20 protein-coding genes are annotated in these 22,140 nt (G+C 54.9%); 10 read left to right on the plus strand and 10 right to left on the minus strand.

Going from position 1 to position 22,140, the window contains the following annotated elements:
* Positions 1–100 precede the first annotated feature (100 nt).
* The 7 genes from argC (at position 101) to carB (ending at position 9,661) form a co-directional block, all read left to right on the plus strand.
* A complete protein-coding gene (argC, locus tag JYE50_RS06785; protein ID WP_143763688.1) occupies positions 101–1,024 on the plus strand; it encodes an N-acetyl-gamma-glutamyl-phosphate reductase in 924 nt (307 codons plus the stop codon).
* Between the two features lie 30 nt (positions 1,025–1,054).
* Positions 1,055–1,525 (plus strand): GNAT family N-acetyltransferase, encoded by a 471-nt coding sequence (locus JYE50_RS06790; RefSeq protein ID WP_283399252.1) that lies wholly within the window; start codon positions 1,055–1,057, stop codon positions 1,523–1,525.
* A gap of 54 nt (positions 1,526–1,579) precedes the next feature.
* Positions 1,580–2,827 (plus strand): bifunctional glutamate N-acetyltransferase/amino-acid acetyltransferase ArgJ, encoded by a 1,248-nt coding sequence (argJ, locus tag JYE50_RS06795; RefSeq protein WP_084097135.1) that lies wholly within the window; start codon positions 1,580–1,582, stop codon positions 2,825–2,827.
* An 81-nt stretch (positions 2,828–2,908) separates the two neighbouring features.
* On the plus strand, positions 2,909–3,805 hold the full coding sequence (gene argB, locus JYE50_RS06800) for an acetylglutamate kinase (RefSeq protein WP_084097137.1): 897 nt from the start codon (positions 2,909–2,911) through the stop codon (positions 3,803–3,805).
* 264 nt (positions 3,806–4,069) lie between these two features.
* Entirely contained in the window at positions 4,070–5,230 is a 1,161-nt protein-coding gene (locus tag JYE50_RS06805) for an acetylornithine transaminase (protein WP_084097139.1), read from the plus strand.
* 163 nt (positions 5,231–5,393) lie between these two features.
* Positions 5,394–6,455, plus strand: a complete 1,062-nt coding sequence (locus JYE50_RS06810; protein ID WP_084097141.1) for a carbamoyl phosphate synthase small subunit — start codon at positions 5,394–5,396, stop codon at positions 6,453–6,455.
* Between the two features lie 2 nt (positions 6,456–6,457).
* On the plus strand, positions 6,458–9,661 hold the full coding sequence (gene carB, locus JYE50_RS06815) for a carbamoyl-phosphate synthase large subunit (protein ID WP_084097143.1): 3,204 nt from the start codon (positions 6,458–6,460) through the stop codon (positions 9,659–9,661).
* 291 nt (positions 9,662–9,952) lie between these two features.
* On the opposite strand, the gene JYE50_RS06820 is transcribed toward carB, so the two are convergent.
* The 3 genes from JYE50_RS06820 to JYE50_RS06830 all read right to left on the minus strand — a co-directional run bounded on the left by JYE50_RS06820 (position 9,953) and on the right by JYE50_RS06830 (position 14,603).
* Positions 9,953–11,206, minus strand: coding sequence for a glycoside hydrolase family 27 protein (locus JYE50_RS06820; protein WP_143763689.1), 1,254 nt, complete (start codon positions 11,204–11,206; stop codon positions 9,953–9,955).
* A 41-nt stretch (positions 11,207–11,247) separates the two neighbouring features.
* Complete coding sequence (locus JYE50_RS06825) at positions 11,248–13,314, minus strand: glycoside hydrolase family 36 protein (protein WP_084097147.1); 2,067 nt, start codon at positions 13,312–13,314, stop codon at positions 11,248–11,250.
* Between the two features lie 131 nt (positions 13,315–13,445).
* Positions 13,446–14,603: an FprA family A-type flavoprotein gene (locus JYE50_RS06830; protein ID WP_084097149.1), complete on the minus strand. Its 1,158-nt coding sequence runs from the start codon at positions 14,601–14,603 to the stop codon at positions 13,446–13,448.
* Between the two features lie 487 nt (positions 14,604–15,090).
* Here JYE50_RS06830 and JYE50_RS06835 point away from each other — a divergent pair, with 487 nt between their 5' ends.
* Complete coding sequence (locus JYE50_RS06835) at positions 15,091–15,399, plus strand: hypothetical protein (RefSeq protein ID WP_143763679.1); 309 nt, start codon at positions 15,091–15,093, stop codon at positions 15,397–15,399.
* Between the two features lie 79 nt (positions 15,400–15,478).
* The gene (locus JYE50_RS06840) at positions 15,479–16,795 is read left to right on the plus strand and encodes a cation:proton antiporter (protein ID WP_084096860.1); all 1,317 of its coding nucleotides are present in this window, start codon (positions 15,479–15,481) and stop codon (positions 16,793–16,795) included.
* Between the two features lie 122 nt (positions 16,796–16,917).
* On the opposite strand, the gene JYE50_RS06845 is transcribed toward JYE50_RS06840, so the two are convergent.
* Positions 16,918–17,085 (minus strand): peptidase associated/transthyretin-like domain-containing protein, encoded by a 168-nt coding sequence (locus tag JYE50_RS06845; RefSeq protein ID WP_179138422.1) that lies wholly within the window; start codon positions 17,083–17,085, stop codon positions 16,918–16,920.
* A gap of 345 nt (positions 17,086–17,430) precedes the next feature.
* Between JYE50_RS06845 and JYE50_RS06850 the strand changes: the two genes are divergently transcribed.
* The gene (locus JYE50_RS06850) at positions 17,431–18,126 is read left to right on the plus strand and encodes a hypothetical protein (protein ID WP_084096859.1); all 696 of its coding nucleotides are present in this window, start codon (positions 17,431–17,433) and stop codon (positions 18,124–18,126) included.
* A 63-nt stretch (positions 18,127–18,189) separates the two neighbouring features.
* On the opposite strand, the gene thpR is transcribed toward JYE50_RS06850, so the two are convergent.
* The 6 genes from thpR to JYE50_RS06880 all read right to left on the minus strand — a co-directional run bounded on the left by thpR (position 18,190) and on the right by JYE50_RS06880 (position 22,100).
* Positions 18,190–18,702 carry an RNA 2',3'-cyclic phosphodiesterase gene (gene thpR, locus JYE50_RS06855; protein WP_179138421.1) on the minus strand — a complete coding sequence of 171 codons (513 nt, stop codon included), beginning with the start codon at positions 18,700–18,702 and terminating at the stop codon, positions 18,190–18,192.
* A 68-nt stretch (positions 18,703–18,770) separates the two neighbouring features.
* A complete protein-coding gene (locus tag JYE50_RS06860; protein WP_084096857.1) occupies positions 18,771–19,292 on the minus strand; it encodes a cysteine hydrolase family protein in 522 nt (173 codons plus the stop codon).
* A gap of 24 nt (positions 19,293–19,316) precedes the next feature.
* Positions 19,317–20,126, minus strand: coding sequence for a GNAT family N-acetyltransferase (locus JYE50_RS06865; protein ID WP_084096856.1), 810 nt, complete (start codon positions 20,124–20,126; stop codon positions 19,317–19,319).
* Between the two features lie 32 nt (positions 20,127–20,158).
* Positions 20,159–20,944: a hypothetical protein gene (locus JYE50_RS06870; protein WP_084096855.1), complete on the minus strand. Its 786-nt coding sequence runs from the start codon at positions 20,942–20,944 to the stop codon at positions 20,159–20,161.
* A 37-nt stretch (positions 20,945–20,981) separates the two neighbouring features.
* The gene (locus JYE50_RS06875) at positions 20,982–21,572 is read right to left on the minus strand and encodes a class I SAM-dependent DNA methyltransferase (RefSeq protein WP_084096854.1); all 591 of its coding nucleotides are present in this window, start codon (positions 21,570–21,572) and stop codon (positions 20,982–20,984) included.
* Positions 21,573–21,590: 18 nt separating this feature from the next.
* A complete protein-coding gene (locus JYE50_RS06880) occupies positions 21,591–22,100 on the minus strand; it encodes a phosphotransferase-like protein (RefSeq protein WP_084096853.1) in 510 nt (169 codons plus the stop codon).
* Positions 22,101–22,140 lie beyond the last annotated feature (40 nt).

Genomic DNA, 22,140 nt, shown 5'->3' on the forward strand with positions numbered 1-22,140 from the left:
CGCCCTCCGTACGGCCGGCGGGATGGTTTCATATCATAGGCTCAACTATTAATTGTTCACTGTTAACTGTTCATTGTTAATTGGAATGAAAGGAACTTTCATGATAAAGGTTTTCATTGACGGCAGTGCCGGAACCACCGGCCTGCGGATCCGCGAAAGGCTCTCCGCCCGGAAGGATCTCGAACTGATCATCCTTCCGGAGGAAACCCGCAAGGATCCCGCCGCCCGGGCGGACGCGCTGAACAGCGCCGCCGTTTCCTTCCTCTGCCTGCCGGATGCAGCGGCGGTGGAAGCTGCTTCCTTTGTAACCAGCCCGGATGCGGTGATCATCGATACCTCCACCGCGCACCGGGTTGCGGATGACTGGGTTTACGGTATGCCGGAGCTGTCCGGCCAGCGGGAGAAGCTGAAAGCCGCAAAGCGGATCGCCAATCCCGGCTGCCATGCCACAGGCTTCATCTCCCTGGTGGCTCCGCTGGTTGCGGCCGGGCTCCTGAAAAAAGATGTCCGGCTGTCCTGCTTTTCCCTCACCGGGTACTCAGGCGGCGGCAAGAAGATGATCGCGGAATACGAAACTCCCGAAGTGAATCCGCTTTACCAGGCACCCCGTCAGTACGGCCTCGGCCAGACCCACAAGCATCTGCCGGAAATGGCAAAGCTCTGCGGCCTGGATCACGCGCCGGTGTTCTCTCCCATTGTCGCGCCGTATTACGCCGGCATGGAAGTCACCGTTCCGCTGACGCCGGCGGAAACCTCCGCCTCCGTTGAGGAGATTAAGGAAGTTTACAAAGCTTATTACCAGTCCGGCCTGATCCGTTTCGCGGACACGTCGGATGAGGGCGGATTCCTCTCCGCCGGTGCCTTCGCCGGCCGGGATGACCTGGAAGTTTCTGTTTACGGAAACGATGAACGGATCCTGCTGGTATCCCGCTTCGACAACCTGGGCAAAGGTGCCTCAGGCGCGGCAATCCAGAACATGAACATCGCCCTCGGATTCAATGAAGCAGAGGGCCTGGTCATTTAAGAAATCATCAGACTCAATGGAGAGTTAGGGATGGATCAGCAGATTATCAACGAGATCGACATCATGCCGATGAAGCCCGAGGATTACGATGACGTCCGCGCCCTGTGGATGACCATCCGCGGTTTCGGCATCCGGGCCCTGGACGATTCCCGGGAAGATATCGAACGTTTCATTCAACGTAATCCCACCACCAGCGTGGTGGCAAAGGCCGGGAACCGGATCATCGGAACGATCCTCTGCGGTTCCGACGGCCGTCAGGGTTATCTCTACCACGTCTGCGTCGCCAAGGAATACCGGCGGCGGGGCATCGGCACCCACATGGTCGGCTTCTGCATGCATCAGCTGAAAGCCATGGGCATCAACAAGGTGGCCCTGATCGCTTTCACCGCCAACGACGTGGGCAACGCCTTCTGGAAGCAGATTGGCTGGAACCAGCGGGCGGATGTGTACTACTACGACTTCGTGCTGAACGAAAAGAACATCACACGGTTTATATCTTGATCTGTCCAAATCTTTGATTTGGGTAACAGATCAGATGCAGCGAAGGAGAAGACAATGAAGATTCGTAAGATTGCGGGCGGGTTCACCGCCGCCAAGGGGTTCAAAGCGGCCAGCTGTGAGGCGGCCATCAAGTACCAGAACCGCCGGGACATGGCCCTGCTCTTCACGGATGTTCCCTGCGCCGTGGCCGGCACCTTTACTTCCAATAAAGTGAAGGCCGCTCCGGTACTCTGGGATATGGACATTGTGAAGTCTGGAAAACCGGTTCGCGCGGTGGTGGTTAACACCGGCATTGCCAACGCCGGTACCGGTGCGGAAGGCATGCGCCTGTGCAGCGAAACCGCGAAGCACACCGCTGAGATTCTGGGCATCTCCGCCAGCGAAGTCCTGGTGGGTTCCACCGGTGTCATCGGCCCGAATGTGCCTCTGGACCGGATCACCGCCGGTGTTTCCGTCATGGCAAAGAATCTTTCCGATTCCGCTGAAGCCGCCACCCTGGCCAGCAAGGCGATCATGACCACGGATACAGTGAACAAGGAATATGCTGTGGAGTTCGACCTGCCCGCTGCTTCCGGTGAAGGAACGGTCACCGTTCATCTCGGCGGCATGAGCAAAGGTTCCGGCATGATTCATCCAAACATGTGCACCATGCTGGGCTATCTGGCTACAGACTGCGCCATTGATCCCGCCCTGCTGCAGAAAGCCCTCAGCGCCGTGATCAAGGATACATTCAATATGATCACTGTGGACGGCGATACCAGCACCAACGACACGCTGCTGCTCCTGTCCAGCGGCCTGGCCGGCAACAAGCCGATCATCGCCGCGGATGAATCCTATGAGCTGTTCTGTGCCGCGCTCTTCAGCGTCTGCCACGACCTGGCAAGGCTCATGGCCTCCGATGGCGAAGGCGCCACCCACCTGATCGAGACCCGGGTTTTCAACGCCGATACGAAAGAGAACGCCCGGATCCTTGCCCGTTCCGTGGTTGGTTCCAGCCTGGTCAAGGCCATGATCTACGGGAAGGACGCCAACTGCGGCCGCGTGCTCTGCGCGCTGGGCTATGCCGGTCCCGATTTCAACCCTGCCGATATCACGATCACCATGACCGGTGAAAGCGGTTCCGTCTGCTTCTATAAGGACGGCTGCGTGCAGCTCTTTGATGAGGAAAAAGCCCTGGCAATCCTTTCCGAGCATGATGTCCACTTTGACTGCGATATGAATATGGGCAGTGAGGAAGCCACCGCCTTCGGCTGCGACCTCACCTACGATTACGTCAAAATCAACGGCGACTACCGCACCTGATGGTCGACACAAAGGCTTTCAGGCAATCATCATTATGCATTATGCATTATGCATTATGCATTAAAAACCAGGAGGGTTTTTATGCACAGTGATCTGACAAATATGGAACGGGCTGAAGTGCTTACCGCCGCCCTTCCCTACATCCGCCGTTATGCAGGCAAAGTGGTTGTTGTAAAGTACGGCGGCAACGCCATGATCAATGATCAGCTCAAGCAGCAGGTCATGGAGGACATTGTTCTGCTGTGGCTCATCGGTGTGCGCATCGTGCTGGTACACGGCGGCGGTCCTGAGATCAATGATCTGATGGATCGTCTCGGCAAAAAGCCGGAATTCGTGGACGGTCTGCGGGTCACTGACAAGGAGACCATGGACATCGTTCAGATGGTGCTGGCCGGCAAGATCAACAAAACGCTGGTCAACCTGCTGGAGATGAAGGGCGGCAAGGCCGTCGGCCTGTCCGGTATGGACGGACGCCTGCTGCAGTGCAGCATGAAGGATGAACGCCTGGGCTATGTGGGCGAGATCCAGAAGGTACACATCCAGCCGGTTACGGACCTGCTGGACCGCGGCTACATTCCTGTTGTCTCCACCGTCGGCTGCGACAAGAACGGCAACGCCTACAACATCAACGGTGACACCACCGCGGCCTATATCGCCGGCGCCCTGGGTGCTGAGAGGCTGATCATGATGACTGACATCGCCGGTGTGCTGAAGGATAAGAACGATCCTTCCACCCTGATCCCGCAGATCACTCTGCCGGAGCTGCCTTCCCTGTATGACAGCGGTATTATCTCCGGCGGCATGATCCCGAAGGTGGAATGCTGCGCGAAGGCTCTTTCCCGCGGTGTCCGCAACGTGGTCATCATGGACGGCCGTGTTCCCCACTCCATCCTCATGGAGCTCCTCACCGACGAAGGTGCCGGCACTATGGTTTCCAACGGCGAAACCCCTGACGACCGTCAAAGCGGGTGGGAGTGAGCGTCAAAATATCAAATCCGCAGGATGAAGATATTTTGGTAACGCCACCCACAGCTACAGGAACCCGCGATTGACGAGCCGTAGGCGAAGGCAGAGCGGCCGCGACGATCGCTGGGAGTGAGCATTAGAATCTTCCAGGCGCAAGCTGTCATTCTGAGCGAAGCCGTAGGCGGAGTTGAAGAATCTCCCCGCCCGCAGGCGACACCATTAATTCTGAATTCTTAATTCTGAATTCTTAATTCTGATAACTATCCGGAGGTTTTAATGAATACTATCGAACTAGACCAACAGTTTGTCGCTTCCACCTACAAGCGTTTCCCCGTTGAAATCGTCAGCGGCAAAGGTTCCCTGGTTCAGGACGCAAACGGTAAGGAATACATCGATATGGGGTCCGGCATCGCCGTTTCCTCCTTCGGTGTGGCGGATGAACTCTGGATCGCCGCCGTGGAAAAGCAGATCCACAGCGTCCAGCACATGTCCAACCTGTTTTACACCGCACCCTGTGCCAACCTGGCAAAGCTCCTGTGCGAAAAAACCGGCATGTCCAAGGTTTTCTTCTCCAACTCCGGAGCCGAAGCCAATGAATGTGCCATCAAGGTAGCCCGGAAATGGGCGGCTGAAAACAAAGGCCCCGCCTGCTCCACCATCGTTACGCTGAAGAACAGCTTCCACGGCCGGACACTGACCACCCTGGCTGCCACCGGTCAGGATCACTTCCATGAGCTGTTCCAGCCCCTGACCCCCGGCTTTGCTTCCTTTGCTGTCGGGGATATGGACGCGCTGAAGGCCCTGTGTGCAAACGGAACGGTCGCAGCGGTGCTGATCGAACTGGTTCAGGGCGAAGGCGGCGTCATCCCGCTGGATCCTGCTTTTGTGAAGGAACTGGATGCTTACCTGAAGGAGCAGAACATCCTGCTCATGATCGATGAGGTCCAGACCGGCAACGGCCGCACCGGTTCCCTTTATGCCTATATGCAGTACGGTCTGCATCCCGATGTGGTTTCCACCGCCAAAGGCCTGGCCGGCGGCCTGCCCATGGGGGCAACCCTGATGAGCGAGAAGGTCTGCAACGTCCTTTCCTACGGCGATCACGGATCCACCTTCGGCGGCAACCCTGTGGCGGCTGCCGCGGCCATCTCCGTGGTGGAACGGCTGACGGATGATCTCCTGGCGGATGTGACCCGCAAAAGCAAACTGATCCGGAGCCTGCTGGAAGGCGCTCCCGGGATCGAGAGCGTAACCGGCCTCGGCCTGATGATCGGCATCAAGACCGTGAAGCCCGCCGCGGAAGTGCTGGCTGCCTGCCGGGAGAGCGGCGTCCTCTGCCTCACCGCAAAGGACAAAGTCCGCCTCCTCCCCGCCCTGAACATCCCGGATGACCTGCTCATCAAAGCCGCTGAAGTCATCAAGCAGGCTTGTGCATAAACAAACTCATAATTATGAATTATGAATTGTTGAGCAGTTGTCCAAATCTTTGATTTGAGTAACAACTGCCATGCTACAGCTGTCAAAGTGCCTTGGGCACTTTGGTAACAGCGATCGCAGAATTCTGAATTACGATTCCATTTATTGTATCGGAGGAACATGTATGGCATACTTGGTTCTCGCCAACGGTACCATCTTCGAAGGCAAGCGTATCGGCGCGCCTGTCGACCGGATCGGTGAGTTGGTCTTCACCACCGGCATGGAAGGCTACCTGGAAACCCTGACAGATCCCAGCTATTACGGCCAGATTGTCACCCAGACCTTCCCGATGATCGGCAACTACGGCGTCATTGAGGAAGACTTTGAAGGCAACAGCACACTCTTCGGCTACATTGTCCGGGAGCTGTGCGACACGCCTTCCAACTTCCGTTCCGCCTATCCCCTGAACGATTACCTGGTGGCCAAAGGCATACCCGGCCTGTGCGGTGTGGATACCCGCGAGATTGTACGGATCACCCGCGAAGAGGGCGTTATGAACGCCATGATCTGCGATGAAGTGCCTGCAGACCTCAGCGCAATCCGCAGCTTCACCGTGAAGGATGCCGTTGCGTCTGTTTCATCCAATATAAAGGAATTCTTCCCCGCAGAAGGCGTGGAAAAGTGTCGTGTCGCTCTGATCGACTACGGCGCCAAACACAACATCATCCGCAGTCTGGAGAAGCGCGGCTGTTCTGTCACAGTCTGGCCTTCCAGTACCACTGCCGAAACTATCCTGGAGTCTGATCCGGACGGCATCATGCTGTCCAACGGCCCCGGAGATCCGAAAGAAAACAAGGAATGCATAGCCCAGCTGAAAAAGCTGATCGGAAAGCTGCCGGTTTTCGGAATCTGCCTCGGTCACCAGCTGACAGCCCTTGCCCTGGGTGGTGACACCATCAAGCTGAAATACGGTCATCGCGGCGGCAACCAGCCCGTCAAGGATCTGGCAGCCGGCCGTACCTATATCACATCCCAAAACCACGGCTACGCGGTTGTCGCGGACTCCCTGAAGGGGATCGGCACGGAATCCTTCCGGAACGCCAATGACGGCAGCTGCGAAGGCATGGATTATCCGGACCTGAAATGCTTCACGGTCCAGTTCCATCCCGAAGCCGCCTCCGGTCCCCGGGATACCGCGGTTCTGTTTGACCGGTTTGTTGAAAATATGGCAGGAGGGAGGAACTGATCATGCCTAAAGATACTTCGATTCAAAAGGTTCTTGTCATCGGTTCCGGCCCCATCGTCATCGGACAGGCCGCCGAGTTTGACTACGCCGGTGCCCAGGCCTGCCGCGTGCTGAAAGCGGAAGGCATCAACGTGGTCCTGGTGAACTCCAACCCCGCCACCATCATGACCGACCAGCACCTGGCGGATGAGATCTACCTGGAGCCGCTGAATGCCGCCACTGTACGCCGCGTCATCGAAAAGGAACGTCCGGACGGACTGATCGCCGGTCTCGGCGGCCAGACCGGTCTGACCCTGGCCATGCAGCTGAGCAAAGACGGTACCCTGGAGGAATTCGGTGTCCGCCTGCTGGGTTCTCCCATTGAAGCCATCGAGCGAGCGGAAGACCGGGAAAAGTTCCGGGAAACCATGCTGAAGGCCGGCCAGCCCTGCGTGCCCTCCGGCATCGCGGAAACCCTGGAGGAAGCCCTGGACTGGGCAGAAAAGATCGGCTATCCGGTCATCGTGCGTCCCGCCTACACTCTGGGCGGCAGCGGCGGCGGTATCGCGGCCGATGTGGAGGAAATGCGCGTTATCGCCCGTGCCGGCCTGGATGCCTCTCCCATCACCCAGATTCTGGTGGAAAAATGCATCTCCGGCTGGAAAGAGATCGAGTTTGAAACCATGCGGGACGCGCAGGGCAACGTCATTGCCGTCTGCTCCATGGAAAACGTGGACCCCGTGGGAATCCATACCGGCGACAGCGTGGTCGTGGCTCCTGCCCTGACCCTGTCCGATAAGGAATACCAGATGCTCCGTACCGCGTCGCTGGATATCATCAGTGCCATCGGCATCGTCGGCGGTTGCAACTGCCAGTTCGCCCTGAATCCGGATTCTTTCGAGTATGCGGTCATCGAAGTCAATCCCCGCGTCAGCCGTTCCTCCGCCCTGGCCAGCAAGGCCACCGGCTACCCCATTGCCAAGATTACCACCCGTCTCGCCCTGGGCTACTCTCTGGATGAGATTGCCAACGATATTACCGGCAAAACCTGTGCCTGCTTCGAGCCCACCGTGGACTATGTGGTGGTTAAGTTCCCGAAGTGGCCCTTTGATAAATTCTACGGTTCCTCCCGCCGCCTGGGCACCCAGATGAAGGCGACCGGTGAGGTCATGGCTATCGGCCAGCGTTTCGAGGAAGCCCTGATGAAGGCTGTCCGCGGCGCTGAGATCTCCCTGGATACGCTGAATGCCCCTGCCCTGACGGATGAACCTATCCGCGACCGCCTGGCCCGCCAGGATGACCGTCGTCTCTTCACGGTTTTCGAGGCCCTGAAGCAGGGCATCACCGTGGACGAGATCTTTGACATCACAAAGATCGACCGCTTCTTCCTCTACCGCCTGCGTGCCATGGCGGAGCTGGAAATGCGGACCGAAGGCAAAGGCCTGCAGCCCGGCGACTATGAAACCTTCAAGAAAATGGGCTATCCGGACAAGGCCATCATGCGCATCACCGGTGCGAAGGAAGTTCCCGGCTGGCAGATGAGCTATAAGATGGTGGATACCTGCGGTGCGGAGTTTGCCGCGGAAACGCCTTACTTCTACTCCTGCACGGACAAGGCCTGCGAGTCCCGGAGCCTGAAGCGTTCCGGCCGTCCCGTGGTCATCGTGCTGGGTTCCGGCCCCATCCGCATCGGCCAGGGTATCGAGTTCGACTACTCCTCTGTCCACTGCGTGTGGACCCTGCGCCGTATCGGCTATGACGTGGTCATCATCAACAACAACCCGGAAACCGTCTCCACGGACTATGACACCGCGGACCGGCTGTATTTTGAGCCCCTCACGCCTGAAGATGTCATGAACGTCATCGCCGTGGAGAATCCCGTGGGCGTTGTGGTGGCCTTCGGCGGCCAGACTGCCATCAAGCTGACCCAGTTCCTGGACTCCCAGGGCATCCGTATCCTGGGCACCAGCGCTGAATCCATCGACATCGCTGAGGACCGGGAGCGTTTTGACGAACTGCTGGAGCAGTTCAACATCCGCCGTCCCCGCGGCATGGGCGTCCGCACCATGGAAGAAGCCGTTGCCGCAGCGGAAGGCCTGGGCTATCCCGTACTGCTGCGTCCTTCCTACGTCATCGGCGGTCAGAACATGACCATCTCCCGTAACCGGAAGCACACCGTGGACTATATGACCCGGATCCTTTCCGGCGGCATTGAGAATCCGGTGCTTGTGGACCAGTACCTTCCCGGTATTGAGCTGGAGGTGGACGTCATCTCCGACGGGCGGGATGTTCTGATCCCCGGCATCATGGAACACATTGAGCGTGCCGGCGTCCACAGCGGCGACTCCATCGCTGTCTATCCGCCCTTCAACCTCACCGAAAAGTTCCAGGAAAAGATCTGCGATATCTCCACCAAGCTCGCTCTGGCGCTGGGTACCAAGGGACTGGTGAATATCCAGTACCTGATCTATGACAACGAACTGTATGTCATTGAGGTCAATCCCCGGGCCTCCCGGACGATTCCTTATATTTCCAAGGTCACCGGCGTGCCCATGGTGGATCTCGCCTCCCGCGTCATGCTGGATGAGCCCCTGAAGGATCTCGGGTACGGCACAGGCCTCTATCCCGCTCCTCCCTACTGCGCCATCAAGGTGCCGGTCTTCTCCTTCGAGAAGCTGAATGATGCCGACTCCATTCTCGGCCCGGAAATGAAATCCACCGGTGAAGTGCTTGGCATCGGTATCACCAAGGCGGAAGCGCTCTTCAAGGGCCTGTCCGCTGCGGGTTTCCACCTGCCTACCGTCCGTGAGAAGGAGCACACCGGCGTCCTCCTGTCCGTTGAGGATGAGGACTTCCCGGATGCCATCGCCGTAGCCAAACGCTGCTATGACCAGGGCATCAGCGTTTACGCCACAAAGGATACCGCCCGGGCTATCTCCGCCGTCGGCATCCATGTGACGCCTGTGGCTGACCCGAAGATCAGCGATGAGATCATCGGTCTGATGGAAAACGGCTCCGTAAACTACATCATCTACACCGGCGCCGTCAAGGATGACACCGTGGGCGACTATACCGTGCTCCACCGTAAGGCCATGGTCCTGGGCATTCCCTGCATGACCTCCCTGGACACCGCCAACGCTCTGATGGACATTCTCGGTTCCCGCTTCACTCTGCAGAACACCGAGCTGGTGGATATCAACTCGATGCGCAGGTGTCAGAATCTTTGATTCTGGTAACACCTGCCATGCTACAGGAGCCCATCGGTGGCAAGCATATGCGAAGCCGGCGTGGCTGCGACGATCGCATGCGCAGGTGTCAGAATCTTTGATTCTGGTAACACCTGCCATGCTACAGGAGCCCATCGGTGGCAAGCATATGCGAAGCCGGCGTGGCTGCGACGATCGCATGCGCAGATAAAACCAACTTCAATTCAAAAAACTGCTTCCAGATCAACCGGAAGCAGTTTTTTCCGCCATTATGAATTGTGAATTATGAATTGTGTTTCATTGCTTTTCGCCTCACGAAAAGCACCGAAACACCGCCGCGTCATGGGCGGCAAGCGTTGCGGAATAGCTTTCCGTCTCCGCGGTTTTCCGTCCGGTCCACAGTTCCGTGGCTTCGGATGAATCCGCCAGTCCCTGTTGCTTTGCGGAAACCGTCACAGTCCGTTCCTCATCGCTGAGGTTGAACAGCGCCAGGTAATAGCCTGTACCGTCCCTGCGCGGGGCGATCCAGGCGCTTTCCTTCTCCGTGGTGAAAAGCGGATGGGCCGACCAGCTTTCTTTCTCAATAGCCAGCACTTCCCCGTTGGTAAGCAGTTTCAGGGTAAAATCGTCGTTTTTCGTCATTTCCCCGCCGATCATCAGGGGTGAGCGCATCATGCACCAAAGCGTCATCATCGTCCGCTGTTCCGCCTGGGTAAACTGCGTCCGGTTATCCGGATCATAGCACTGCCGCAGCGCGCCTACCGGCAGCATATCCGCATCCGGCCAGTGGCCCGGTCCGGCATGGATACACCACTTTTCCGCCCGCTCAAACATGCCCTTCAGCAGTTCCCATTTGTCCCAGAAATCGTCTGTGATCCGCCACATATTCGCCCAGGTTTTCAGGTGCTCTGCCCTGTCCAGCGGCGCCGGTCCGGGGCTCAGGCTCAGAACCATATCCCGGCCGCATTTCCTGCAGGCGGCGGAGATCACCTCAATCTCCTTTTCGCAGTGCGGATACTCCCGGGCAATGTCATCACACTTTACAAAGTCCACACCCCACTCGGCATAGAGCCTGAAAATGCTGTCATAATATGCCCGTGCCTGAGGCGTATCGCATTTCAGACCGTACATATCCGGATTCCACAGGCAGATGGAATGGGGATTCGCCGCCTGATCACAGGTGGCGTCGCTGTCCTTGATGGGCAGGTGCTGGTGCGCCGCCATCCGGGGCATTCCCCGCATAATATGAATGCCGAATTTCAGGCCCATTTCGTGGATTTTATCCGCCAGCGGCCTGAATCCCCGTCCTCCGGCCGCGCTGGGAAACCTGTTTTCTGCGGGGATAAGCCGGCCGAACCCGTCCATCCGGAGCTCCGAAAACGCATGATATTCGTGGCTGTCCGCGTCCGGAGCCGACCACTGGATATCCACAACAATATATTCCCAGCCATATTGTTTCAGGTACTTTGCCATATATTCGGCGTTCTGTAAAACCTGTTCCTCTGTCACGGCTGCTCCGTAACAATCCCAGCTGTTCCAGCCCATGGGCGGTGTATCAGCGATCATAGTACGCACCTCACTCTTCATTATTGCTCCGGATGTCTTTCTTACGCCAGGTGAACCGCGATCGCCTCGAAAGGCGCCTTCAGTTCCACCGTCAGCTCACCGTCTGCCAGCGTGACTCGGTTATCTTCCGAGCTCATGACCCGGAGAATCTTCTTTGCCTTCACCGGAAGGGTGATCTTTTCCGGCAGGGTACCGCCGAAGGTATGGATCACTGCCAGGCTTCCCTCTTCCGCAGTCCGGACCACCGCCTGCCAGCCCTCCGGATGGCGCCAGCTTTCCGATACTTCCCCGTGGAAGGTGCTTACGCCGTCCCGGATGATACCGCGAACCTGCCGGTAGAAGTCTGTTCCTTCCTCCACCTTGTTCCATTGTTCTTTGGAAAGGTGGACCACGTCTCCGGAGATGCACATGACGCCAAGGAAGGTATTGATCAGGGAATAATTGATCCGCCTGATGCTGTCCTTTGCCTGCAGCACTGCCCAGATCTGGCTCTGGGCCGGCAGGATCACCCTGTGCAGCGCCGCCGCGATGATCGGGATCTCCAGGCATTCATGGGCATCTGAGAAGGATGCCATGTCAGACAGGGCCATCAGGGACGGCTCCAGGCGGTGTCCGCCGGAAGCGCAGTTTTCGATATATATCTCCGGGATTGCTTCCCGAATGCGACGGAAAAAGCGCAGCGTTCCCTGCATGTTCTTCCGAAGTCCTTCTCCAAGACCGTCCGGATCATCGCAGCCCATGCCGATGCAGTCGTTATAGTCGATCTTGATATATTCAAACCCGCAGCGCTTCAGCAGGCCGATCACCCGCTCCTCCAGGAAAGCGTGAGTCTCTTCCTTTCGCATATCCAGGAAGCGCCGGTTATCCGTGTCGATCACAACTCCGTCCCGGGTCAGAAGCAGATCCTCCCGCTGGAATATGTCCGCGTCCCTGGCACAGGTCTCCGGTTCAAACCAGAGACCGGGCTTCATCCCGCCGGCACGGATCATATCCGCGGTTGCCTTCAGGCCTTCCGGGAATATCTTCGTTTCTTCCGGAATCCAGTCTCCTCCGCATTCATACCAGTTTTTCCCCGGTTTTCCGTACCATCCGGCATCGATCACCAGGAATTCCATTCCGCGGCCTTCCAGGCTTTTCACGATTTCTTTCAGGTTTTCATGCGTCGGATTGCCCCAGGTCATGCAGTATTCATTGAACATCACCGGCAGGGTCATATCCGGCCGGGGCATGTTCCTGCGCTGTACAGTCAGCAGCCGCTGGGACACCTCATCCAGGCCGCCTTTCCCCGCGGTCACATACGCTTCCGGTGTCTCGAAGCATTCTCCCGGCTTCACGGTCTTTGCCCATTGGCCGAAATCTTCATCCGGCAGGGAAGCCATCAGGTTCAGGCAGTCATCCTTCCGGCGGATCTCCATCTGCCAGGAGGAAGGACAGGCCAGCTGCACCGCCCAGGTAACCCCGGCTTTTGTGTCCTCCACTGCCATGAAGGGAAAATACCCGCGAACCGGCATGGACCCCAGCTGACCGAACCGGAAAACCCGGAGGGCATGGCCTGTCCAGGACCTCTCCAGCATCAGCTGTTCAACGTTTTCGGTGATCACGCGGCCCTCCGCGCTCCATGCACTGCCGATCCGGTGTACCCGCAGGGCGCCTGACGCGTCTCCTTCTGTGAACGGGGTAATCCCGCTCAGATTGGCGCTGGACAGCAGGTTCAGCGTAACCGGCTTTTCTCCGCGGTTTTCAAACATGCAGGAAACCACCACCGCCTGCAGTCCTTCTTCCCAGCGGACTTGGTGGTGCACGGTCCGGCCGTTCTCGTCCGCCAGCGTTGTGATGATCGTATTGCCTTCCTGCTTCTGGCCCGCAAACTTCATCGCGTCCGTGGCTGTGGTACAGGCCATGGTATGCCCGTTGCCATAACCGTTTGGCAGCTGATCACCCTTCGCGTGGATCTGGACCAGCGGCTCCGGTGTGTATATCTTGTCCGTTACCCGGTCTTTCATAGCTGCCGGGATCAGGGTCATGCTCATCCGGTTCCGTTCATCCAGATTGTATTGCAGCAGCATATCTCCGAGGATATATTGGCTGTATCCTTTTTTCTCTGTCATTTTTTTGCTGTCTCCTGTTTTTACACTTTGGGAACTTGTTCACAGTATAGGAAAGCCGTATTCTGTTGTCAACGGCACCGGCACAAAAAAGGAAGCCGGTTTTCCGGCTTCCTGTCGTTGTATTTTCCTGCTTACAGCATCTCTCTCGCCAGCTGTTCGATCTGTGCTTTGTTTTCCTCAGTCATTGCGGAAAGGATCTTTACTTCCGTCTCCGCGAAGGCAGTGTTCTTGCAGCCCTCCAGCATACCTTTCATCACCTTGGCGGCGGTCGGCGCCCAGCTGCCGTTCTCAATGAAACCGATCTTCCGGTTCTGGAAGTTCCGCTCCGTCAGGTGTTCAATGAACTCCTTCATGAAGGGGAAGATGTCCGCGTTGTAGGTGGTGGTGGCAAGTACGATCTTTCCGTACCGGAAGGCGTCTTCCACGGCTTCCGCCATGTCATCCCGGGCCAGGTCGCTGACAGCTACCTTCGGGCAGCCCAGTTCCTGAAGCTTCTGAGCCAGGTATTCCGCCGCTTCTTTCGTATGTCCGTAAACGGAGGTGTAGAAAACGGCAACCCCTTCGGTTTCCACGCCGTAGGAGGACCAGGTGTTGTACAGGTCCAGGTAGTATCCAAGGTTCTCGTTCAGAACCGGGCCGTGCAGCGGGCAGATAATCTGAATGTCCAGCGTCGCAGCCTTCTTCAGCACAGCCTGCACCTGGGCGCCGTATTTGCCCACGATGCCGAAGTAATACCGGCGGGCTTCGCAGGCCCAGCCTTCCTCGTCCTCCGCGTCCAGGGCGCCGAACTTGCCGAAGGCGTCCGCAGAGAACAGCACCTTGTCCGAACTGTCATAGGTGAACATCACCTCAGGCCAGTGCACCATGGGAGCGGTCACAAAGTTCAGCGTGTGGCTGCCCAGTTCCAGCTTATCCCCTTCCTTCGCCACGATGCCCCGGGCGGAATAATCCGTACCGGTGAAGTTCTTCATCATGGTGAACGCCTTGGCGGTAGCTACTACTTTAGCCTCCGGATAAGCTTTCATGAAAGCGTCGATACCGGAGGAATGGTCCGGCTCCATATGCTGCACGATCAGGTAATCCGGTTTCCGGCCTTCCAGCGCCGCATCCAGGTTGCCCATCCATTCCTGCACAAAGTGCCGGTCAGCCGTATCCATGACGGCAACCTTTTCATCCATGATCACGTAGGAATTATAAGCCATGCCTTCCGGCACAATATACATACCTTCAAACAGATCGATCTCATGATCGTTTACACCGATATAGCGGATATCCTTTGTCACATTCATCTTATATTTTCCTCCCGGATTCATTCTGATGTAATTTTACCACAAGCCCGCAAACGGAACAATCATTATCATTGACTGTTTCCTGCATTCATTGAATACCTTTTGCCGGTTCCAGGTGTCATCCTGAGCGGAGCCGTAGGCGTAGTCGAAGGATCTCCTACGGGTTCAGAATGAAACAACTATGTCCGCAGGCATGCCCCAAAATGTCATTCCGAGCAAAGTGGGGAACGATCCGAGTGGTGACCCAGTGGGTCATTCGCCACAGGCGAAAACGAGGTGGAGTCCTGACGCGCGCGGTGCGCGGGACGGGGATTCCGTCCGCGGTGCGTGTGCGTTTCCTTACCGAAACAAGCAATGCGAAGCGCTCCAGGGCGAACCTCTGATGACCGCCAGTGGGCGAAGAACCGATGACCTCCAGTGGAGGGAATCTCATCGATTCTGAGGTCAACTGAAAGGGAATGGTCTCCCCAGTGGGGAGCCATGACCATTGAAGTTGCGGGAAGAAATATCATCAGAGGGTTTGGAGCGCCCGGAGAAAGAGCCAGTGGCTCTTTCTCAGCGAAAAACGGGCGGCAGCCCCGAGAGGTCAATCGAAAGGGAGCTATCTCCCCAGTGGGGAGTTGCGACCATTGAGATTGCGGTAAGTGCATCGATTGAGGTTGCGGGAGGAATCCCTTACTACGTCCGAAGGACGCATTTATTCACAAAAACAGCACCTTTCGGTGCTGTTTTCTCCACAATTGTTCATTGTTCATTATTAATTGTTCATTTAGCGCCAAATCCGAAAAATCATTGAGATTTTTCAGATTTAGTGCTACAATCTCCGGCGTGTGTAATAAGCACACCAAGGATTTCTGAAAGGATGCGTGCCTTTTATGCAGACTCTTCTGCTCATTGCGATCGCGCTCTTCGCCGGTCTTCTGATGACCCGGCTTTTTGTCAAATTCCGCCTGCCGGACGTTACAGCCTATCTGGTGGCCGGTATCCTGATCGGGCCCTGCGTACTGGGACGTCTTGGCGTACCCTGCCTGGGCTTCAACACTTCGGACCAGGTGGACTCCCTGTCCATGATTTCCGATGTGGCCCTGGGCTTCATCGCCTTCGCCATCGGTCATGAGTTCCGGCTTTCTGCCCTGAAGCAGACCGGTAAGCAGGCCACCATCATCGGTATCCTGCAGGCTGTGGTCGCCACCGTCTGCGTGGACATTGCCCTGGTCGTGCTGCATTTCATGATGCCCGACCTGCTCCCGATGCCCGTTGCCATTACCCTCGGCGCCATAGCTGCCGCCACCGCTCCCGCCGCCACCCTGATGGTCGTCCGTCAGTACAAGGCAAAGGGTCCGGTGACTGACGTGCTGCTGCCCGTTGTCGCCCTGGACGATGCCGTAGGCCTGGTGATCTTCGCCGTATCCTTCGGTATTGCCCAGTCCATGAAAAACGGAACCACCCACATTGCCGCGCTGATCATTGAGCCTCTGATGGAAGTTTTCCTTTCCGTGGTCTTCGGCGGTCTGGTCGGCCTGGGCCTCACCTGGCTGGAGCGGTTCTTCCACTCCCACCGCAACCGTAACGCCCTGATCGTCGGCAGCGTGATCCTGACCGTCGCCGTCAGCCAGCTGAAGATCCCGATCGGTTCTTTCACCTTCGGTTTCTCCTCCCTGCTGGTCTGCATGATGCTCGGTACCATCTTCTGCAACTTCTGCCCGCTCAGCGAGGACCTGATGCTGCAGGCGGACCGCTGGTCCGGCCCTGCCATCACCCTGTTCTTTGTGCTCAGCGGTGCCGCGCTGGACTTCACCGTTTTCTCGGATCTGTCCGTGGTCATCATCGGTGTCGTCTATATTATCTTCCGTTCCTTCGGAAAGATCATCGGTGCCCACTTCTCTTCCGTCCTGGCAAAGAGCCCGGAAACCGTGAAGAAGTACCTGGGCATCACCCTGCTGCCCCAGGCCGGTGTGGCCCTGGGAATGTGCAGCACTGCCTACCGGGTACTCGGCGGTGCCGAAGGTTCCCTGATCCGGAACATCGTCCTGTTCTCCGTGCTGATCTATGAACTGGTTGGTCCTTCCCTCACCAAGTGGGCCCTGACCAAAGCCGGTGACATTCAGGCCAAATCTCCTGATATGCTCACCCGCCGCCAGCGCCGCCTGCAGGAGATCACCAAGCCCGTTCCCCCAGCCTTTGATAAGTAATTATCTGTTGAAAGCAAACACCCTTCGCAAAGCGTGAAGGGTGTTTTTCGATATTCTTTCATAGATTGCACAAATAGAATAACCAGAAAACTTGATCATATTGAAGAGCAAGTAAAATCATGTTATCCTACTTGATCCTCAAACTCTATGGTTTCAGCAACATGTTCAACGCCAAAGACATCTGAAAGCAGAGATAGCCAGAATTTCTGGCTCTCTCCCTTTTCATAGCCTTTACCCTTCCAGTATTCCGCAAAATGCTTTGCTGCCGCTCGCTGCTGAACATCTGTCATGTCGTTCACCGCCTGTTATTTGCCTTTACACATTTTATATATATTACCATACCGTTCAAACACAGCGCAACGAAACATCTTCCTGATATATGTATTTTTTCACCTAAGAAGTACGAATACCGGTTCTTTTTTTGCTTGTTCTGGTTGTCAGGAGATTCACAGGATGGGGTAAAAATGCCCTGCTGCTTTTGTTCTAATAAAGAGGGGCACAAACATCCATGTGATCATCCGGGCAATACTGCTAAAAAGGAGGGATATCCTTGAATTACAAAAAACATTTTTTCAAAAGATGGGTAACAAAGCCATGTTTTTTTGCTCTTACCAAGTGAAAGGAGGTAAAAAAGCATGGCACACAAACCAACGCCATCAAGCAAAGAACCAAACATGAAATCCCGGAACAAACCCAACGAATCAGAAAAAACAATTGAGGAGGAAAACACTATGAAATCCACTACAAAAAACAACTCTCAGGACGATACCACCCTGGCTGTAAAAGACTATCGTGACCATGAAGCATGGTCCGCATCTCTCGAAGAGCATTTTGGCAGCTGGGCCGCGCTTTCTTTCGCGTTCGGCAGTGACTTCCTGCTGGAAGAGATAGAGCAAGATCTGATAGGATTGAAAACCAAGCCTGCCGGAACACATCTCGGACAGGTTGTATCCCCGCTGGCCGATATCCTTCCCCAGCAATTCCTGATAAGCTATGATTATAACTTCCTTTGGCAGATGAGATGCGAACTGATCAACATGCGAAAAAGAGCCGGCAACGGAGCATCTATGGAGGCACGCAGTGTCCTGGAAGAGCTAATCATCTATCTATGCAACGATGAAACTGCGGGATATATCGAATCTATAGACGCCAATGTTGTCTTTGATCGTAAAGATGAAAAAATAAATAATGACTGGATTTATGATCTCTTTGATGATAGCGATATCATCACGTTCCTGTATTCCGACATCTGGCTTCCGGGAGACCATACTTATCATTTTTCTCACTGGGGTGAAAAAGAGTTCAATGCCCAAGCATTCCTGCAGCAATAAGTAATCCATAACACCAAGAATGCCCTTCACAAAACGTGAAGGGCGTTTTTTGATGCTCCTGTATTATTTTCTGTCCCCGGTACTTCCGATCACGGTGTACACCATGCCGTTCTCTCCGCGTTCAGAGCGATAAAGGCATACCTCATCCACGATCATGGATGCCTGGGGTATTTCGAGCCCTGCCACATTCACACCATCCGGAATCACCGGCTTTCGCGCCAGGGTAATGTGCGGATTGAACCCCTTCGGATCAAAAGGGATTCCATGTTCAGCCAGACAGTCCCGGGCACACTGTGCCAGACGGTTCAGTTCTTCTGAAGTCTCTACTCCCGCCCACAGCACCTTTGCTTCCGGAAAGATTCCGGGAGACGCCAGCGTGATCGTGAACGGATGCTCAACCGGCGGCAGAACCTGAGTAATATCCTCCGGCCATTCTCCGATAAACGCCAGTGTCATATGCAGATTGGATGGTTCAAGATACCGCCCGGTGATTCCGGCGGCTCGAAACCTGTCCTGCAGCACCGCCAGCGCCGCGCGGAAGCCATCCGATGGCCGTATCCCTGTAAACAGTCGCATAAAGCCTGCCTTTCTGCCTTCCGTCATCATTTCATCTGTCGAAGCAGTTCATTCGGGATGGCTGCAGATCACTTCATCATAGAAATAGCTTCGTCCACGGAAACACACTCGGCGAATCTCTTCGGCCACATCATTTCGTTGTAATACCTGTATGTTGTCCCGGCATCCATGTATTCGTTATCAAAGGTCGAATTTGTTCCTTCCGGAATGATCACCCTGAAGCCTTTTTCAAACGCGGATTTGACTGACGCGTCTATGCAGAAATTCGTCTGCAGTCCCACGATCATCAGGCGCCTGTCATCCAGTCCCTGCAAATACGCGGATAATTCAGGATTGCCAAAGCAGCTGTTTATATCCTTCACGTAAACCTTATCTGTTTTTTCAGGCGCGACCTGGTCCGCGATCTCATAAGCCTCATCACCGACAGAAAAGCCCGTTCCAGGGCCGTCATCATGCTGGACATAGATGACTTCAACGTTATGCTCTCTTGCCGCCGCTATAATCCGTTTTGTGTTGTTTATGAAGCCCTCAAAATCGTACAATCTGTTATCCGTGATGCCTTTTTGAATGTCTATAACCAATAAAACCATCTTTTGTTTCCTCGCTGAATTCTGTTATACCTTTGGGATCTGTGCAAAGACGCTGTTCTGTCCCTCAACCTTTGCAAACCCGGCGGCAGTATATAATGCAATATCCTCTCCGGCGTCCGCATCGACCAGCACCATCATCTGATGCGGCCCGTTCAGTTCAGTTGCTTTCGCCAGCAGTGCCAGTCCATAGTCCTCCTGCGCGGCTTCAGGTTTCACAAACAGGTCGTATATCTCATTCTCGTCATAACTGTATGTGACATCAATATAGCCCTGCACCTGGCCGTCCTTTATGGCCACCAGTGTCCTGAAGCGATCCTGGGCCGAAAGGATGCGCTCGGCGGTCCAGTAAACGTCTGTTCTGTGGAGCCCGCAGTACTGCTTTTCCCACTTTTCAGAAAGCAGTTCGACTCCGTTCGTCGATACATCCGGTGCCGGTCCGGTGAATACCATTTTCTGCTGTTCCGGTTCAAAGGCCGCGCCTTTCCTTTCAAGCACCCGTGCAACAGCCGGATTCTGCGGATTAAAAACAAAATCCATCTGGTATCCCGGCCAATTCTTTTCCATATAGGAAAGCATTTCAGCAAAGGTGTCTTCTTTCCTGGTGAATCCGATGAGCATCTCGATGAACTGTTCATCGGGAATAACAAGCCAGACGAAGATCCCCTCTGTGGTCCCGTTTTCCGTTATGGCAAAGGCGTATTCGTCTTTCCTGTTTATCGAACCATAAAGGTTGTCCCTGTCATAAATGAAATGCGGGTCAGAGTATAAGGGATCTTCTGCCAGTTCGCTGATAAATCCCTCATACTGTTCAAAAGACCGGATTTCCTGAATCATTAGTTACGTCTCCTCAAATTCCTGTTCCGGGATCAGAAGGTTTTCTCTGCCTCCTGTATATGCCTTCTGATCTCCTTTTCATGTCCAATGCAGTAGTCATACGACTTCGCCATAAAATCCGTCATTTTATTCTTCCGGTACAGTTCCTCAAGGGTATCAAGGATATATTTCCCGTCAACGGTCATATCCTGGAAATAGCTGTATACACAGCCGCCATGTTCTCTCGGGAAATACGGATTGATGGAACTCAGCCGTTCATCCCTCATGATGCTTTCAACGACCATCTCACTCAGGATCCACTTCATCGAAGGCATCTCATATTCATCATAGCTGTCCCCAAAGGTTTTATTCCAGACATAAAACCATATAAAGTGGATCACCTCATGGATGGAGATTCCCAGTGCGCCTCTCTCACTGTTTTTGCAGAACACATCAAAGCATCTTTCAGGCAGAAACCTTGGGCTCACAGGGTTCAGGCAGATATTCCCCGCCAGGTCATTGAATATGCCCTTTACTTCTGTTTCAAAAGCATCTGACAGGGCATCGTTGATCTGGTTTTCGTATCTGCTGAAATGTTCATTGTAAAGAAGAACTTTTCTGTTTAATTCCGGTTCCAGTTCAGCATATACGTCTGAAAGCACATTTATCAGGTACTCTTTTCTCGCACTGAACGGCTTGCTCCGTAACACAGCCAAATCAACCTGGGGATAGAAATACGGCAGCGCGTCAGAGTAATTCGGAGCCGTTTCATCCGTCTGGAAAAGCATAATGCTGTCAACGGAATGCTCAAACCCCGGATTCTTATAAGTAACCCGCATACTTATCCTCCTGTATATCCTGGTTTGTTTATCAGAGTCACTTTACAAACGCAAAGAGATAAGCGTTTTCTGTCTCAGCTTTCTTTTTTGTTTTCAGGCCGGCCTGCTCCGCAAGCGAAATGATCTCATCCGGTGTGTCCGGATAAACGCGGATCTTTCTGTTCCCCATATCGATCCATTCGCTCTGGTTTTTGTCTATGGACAAACAGAAAAGCCCGTTGTCATTCAGCAGTGAGTATACTTTTCCGATCACTCGTCCCTTGTCCCGGAAATGCATCATCGTCAGCGAGGAATAGACCACGTCGAACGTCCCTGTAAACTGGCAGGTTAAGAAGTCATCGCAGATCAGGGATATGTTCGGGTACGGCCGGAGGTTTTCCCTCGCTCTTTCAATGGTTTTTGCCGACAGGTCTATCCCCGTCAGATGCCCGCATTGCCCGGCTGTTTTTGCCGCAAGCCTTCCTGTCCCGACGCCTATTTCCAGCACGTCTTTCGATGGATCCAGTTCCATCAGGTCAAGAAATGCCTGCCCGTCCCATGATTCCATGTATTTCTGCAAAACCGGCGGGTCACGGAAAGGGTCGTTATTTTCCTCAATCAGCAGATCATAATGGGTTTTGATGTCCATATGCGTTTCCCTCTGTAGTCAGAACAGCTCCCGGAGAATTTTGTCAGCGCATTCTTCCGGGGAAAGCAGGCTCGTATCCACCCTTATGCTGTACCGGATATCCTTCGCCATCAGTTCCGCCTGTTCATCCGACTGCGATTCATACCGGTCTCCCCGGTCAATATTGCGCTGCCTGCAGATATCCAGCGGGCAATATACCTCTACGATGTCCAGCGGGTTATTCCCCAGGATCTCTTTCATGCGTTCGTAATGGGGCGCAACGCCTTCACGCTCCACCAGGATGCTGTCTATGATCACGTTTTTCCCCATATCCGAAAACAGTTTCGCGGTATGGTACATCATGATGATCACTTCGCCAAGGTATTTCCAGTAATCTCCCTGCAGGTATTCCTCTCCGATCATCTCCTGGAACAGGTCGTTGGCCACAACATAGAAGAAAACGTCCCGGCGTGCCTGCAGCGCTTCCACAATGGATGTTTTACCGGAGCTGGTGACCCCGTTCAGATAGATGATCCGTCCTTTTTCCATGACAGAACCCTCCCTGCGGTTTTGATCAGGCAGTAAGCCT

Source organism: Aristaeella lactis (genome assembly GCF_018118585.1).
Taxonomy (GTDB): Bacteria; Bacillota; Clostridia; order Christensenellales; family Aristaeellaceae; genus Aristaeella; species Aristaeella lactis.

Bases quoted from the DNA above. Each gene is read 5' to 3' on its own strand.
- argC (WP_143763688.1), top strand. From the start codon at position 101: ATGATAAAGGTTTTCATTGACGGCAGTGCCGGAACCACCGGCCTGCGG.
- JYE50_RS06790 (WP_283399252.1), top strand. From the start codon at position 1,055: ATGGATCAGCAGATTATCAACGAGATCGACATCATGCCGATGAAGCCC.
- argJ (WP_084097135.1), top strand. From the start codon at position 1,580: ATGAAGATTCGTAAGATTGCGGGCGGGTTCACCGCCGCCAAGGGGTTC.
- argB (WP_084097137.1), top strand. From the start codon at position 2,909: ATGCACAGTGATCTGACAAATATGGAACGGGCTGAAGTGCTTACCGCC.
- JYE50_RS06805 (WP_084097139.1), top strand. From the start codon at position 4,070: ATGAATACTATCGAACTAGACCAACAGTTTGTCGCTTCCACCTACAAG.
- JYE50_RS06810 (WP_084097141.1), top strand. From the start codon at position 5,394: ATGGCATACTTGGTTCTCGCCAACGGTACCATCTTCGAAGGCAAGCGT.
- carB (WP_084097143.1), top strand. From the start codon at position 6,458: ATGCCTAAAGATACTTCGATTCAAAAGGTTCTTGTCATCGGTTCCGGC.
- JYE50_RS06820 (WP_143763689.1), bottom strand. From the start codon at position 11,206: ATGATCGCTGATACACCGCCCATGGGCTGGAACAGCTGGGATTGTTAC.
- JYE50_RS06825 (WP_084097147.1), bottom strand. From the start codon at position 13,314: ATGACAGAGAAAAAAGGATACAGCCAATATATCCTCGGAGATATGCTG.
- JYE50_RS06830 (WP_084097149.1), bottom strand. From the start codon at position 14,603: ATGAATGTGACAAAGGATATCCGCTATATCGGTGTAAACGATCATGAG.
- JYE50_RS06840 (WP_084096860.1), top strand. From the start codon at position 15,479: ATGCAGACTCTTCTGCTCATTGCGATCGCGCTCTTCGCCGGTCTTCTG.
- JYE50_RS06845 (WP_179138422.1), bottom strand. From the start codon at position 17,085: ATGACAGATGTTCAGCAGCGAGCGGCAGCAAAGCATTTTGCGGAATAC.
- JYE50_RS06850 (WP_084096859.1), top strand. From the start codon at position 17,431: ATGGCACACAAACCAACGCCATCAAGCAAAGAACCAAACATGAAATCC.
- thpR (WP_179138421.1), bottom strand. From the start codon at position 18,702: ATGCGACTGTTTACAGGGATACGGCCATCGGATGGCTTCCGCGCGGCG.
- JYE50_RS06860 (WP_084096857.1), bottom strand. From the start codon at position 19,292: ATGGTTTTATTGGTTATAGACATTCAAAAAGGCATCACGGATAACAGA.
- JYE50_RS06865 (WP_084096856.1), bottom strand. From the start codon at position 20,126: ATGATTCAGGAAATCCGGTCTTTTGAACAGTATGAGGGATTTATCAGC.
- JYE50_RS06870 (WP_084096855.1), bottom strand. From the start codon at position 20,944: ATGCGGGTTACTTATAAGAATCCGGGGTTTGAGCATTCCGTTGACAGC.
- JYE50_RS06875 (WP_084096854.1), bottom strand. From the start codon at position 21,572: ATGGACATCAAAACCCATTATGATCTGCTGATTGAGGAAAATAACGAC.
- JYE50_RS06880 (WP_084096853.1), bottom strand. From the start codon at position 22,100: ATGGAAAAAGGACGGATCATCTATCTGAACGGGGTCACCAGCTCCGGT.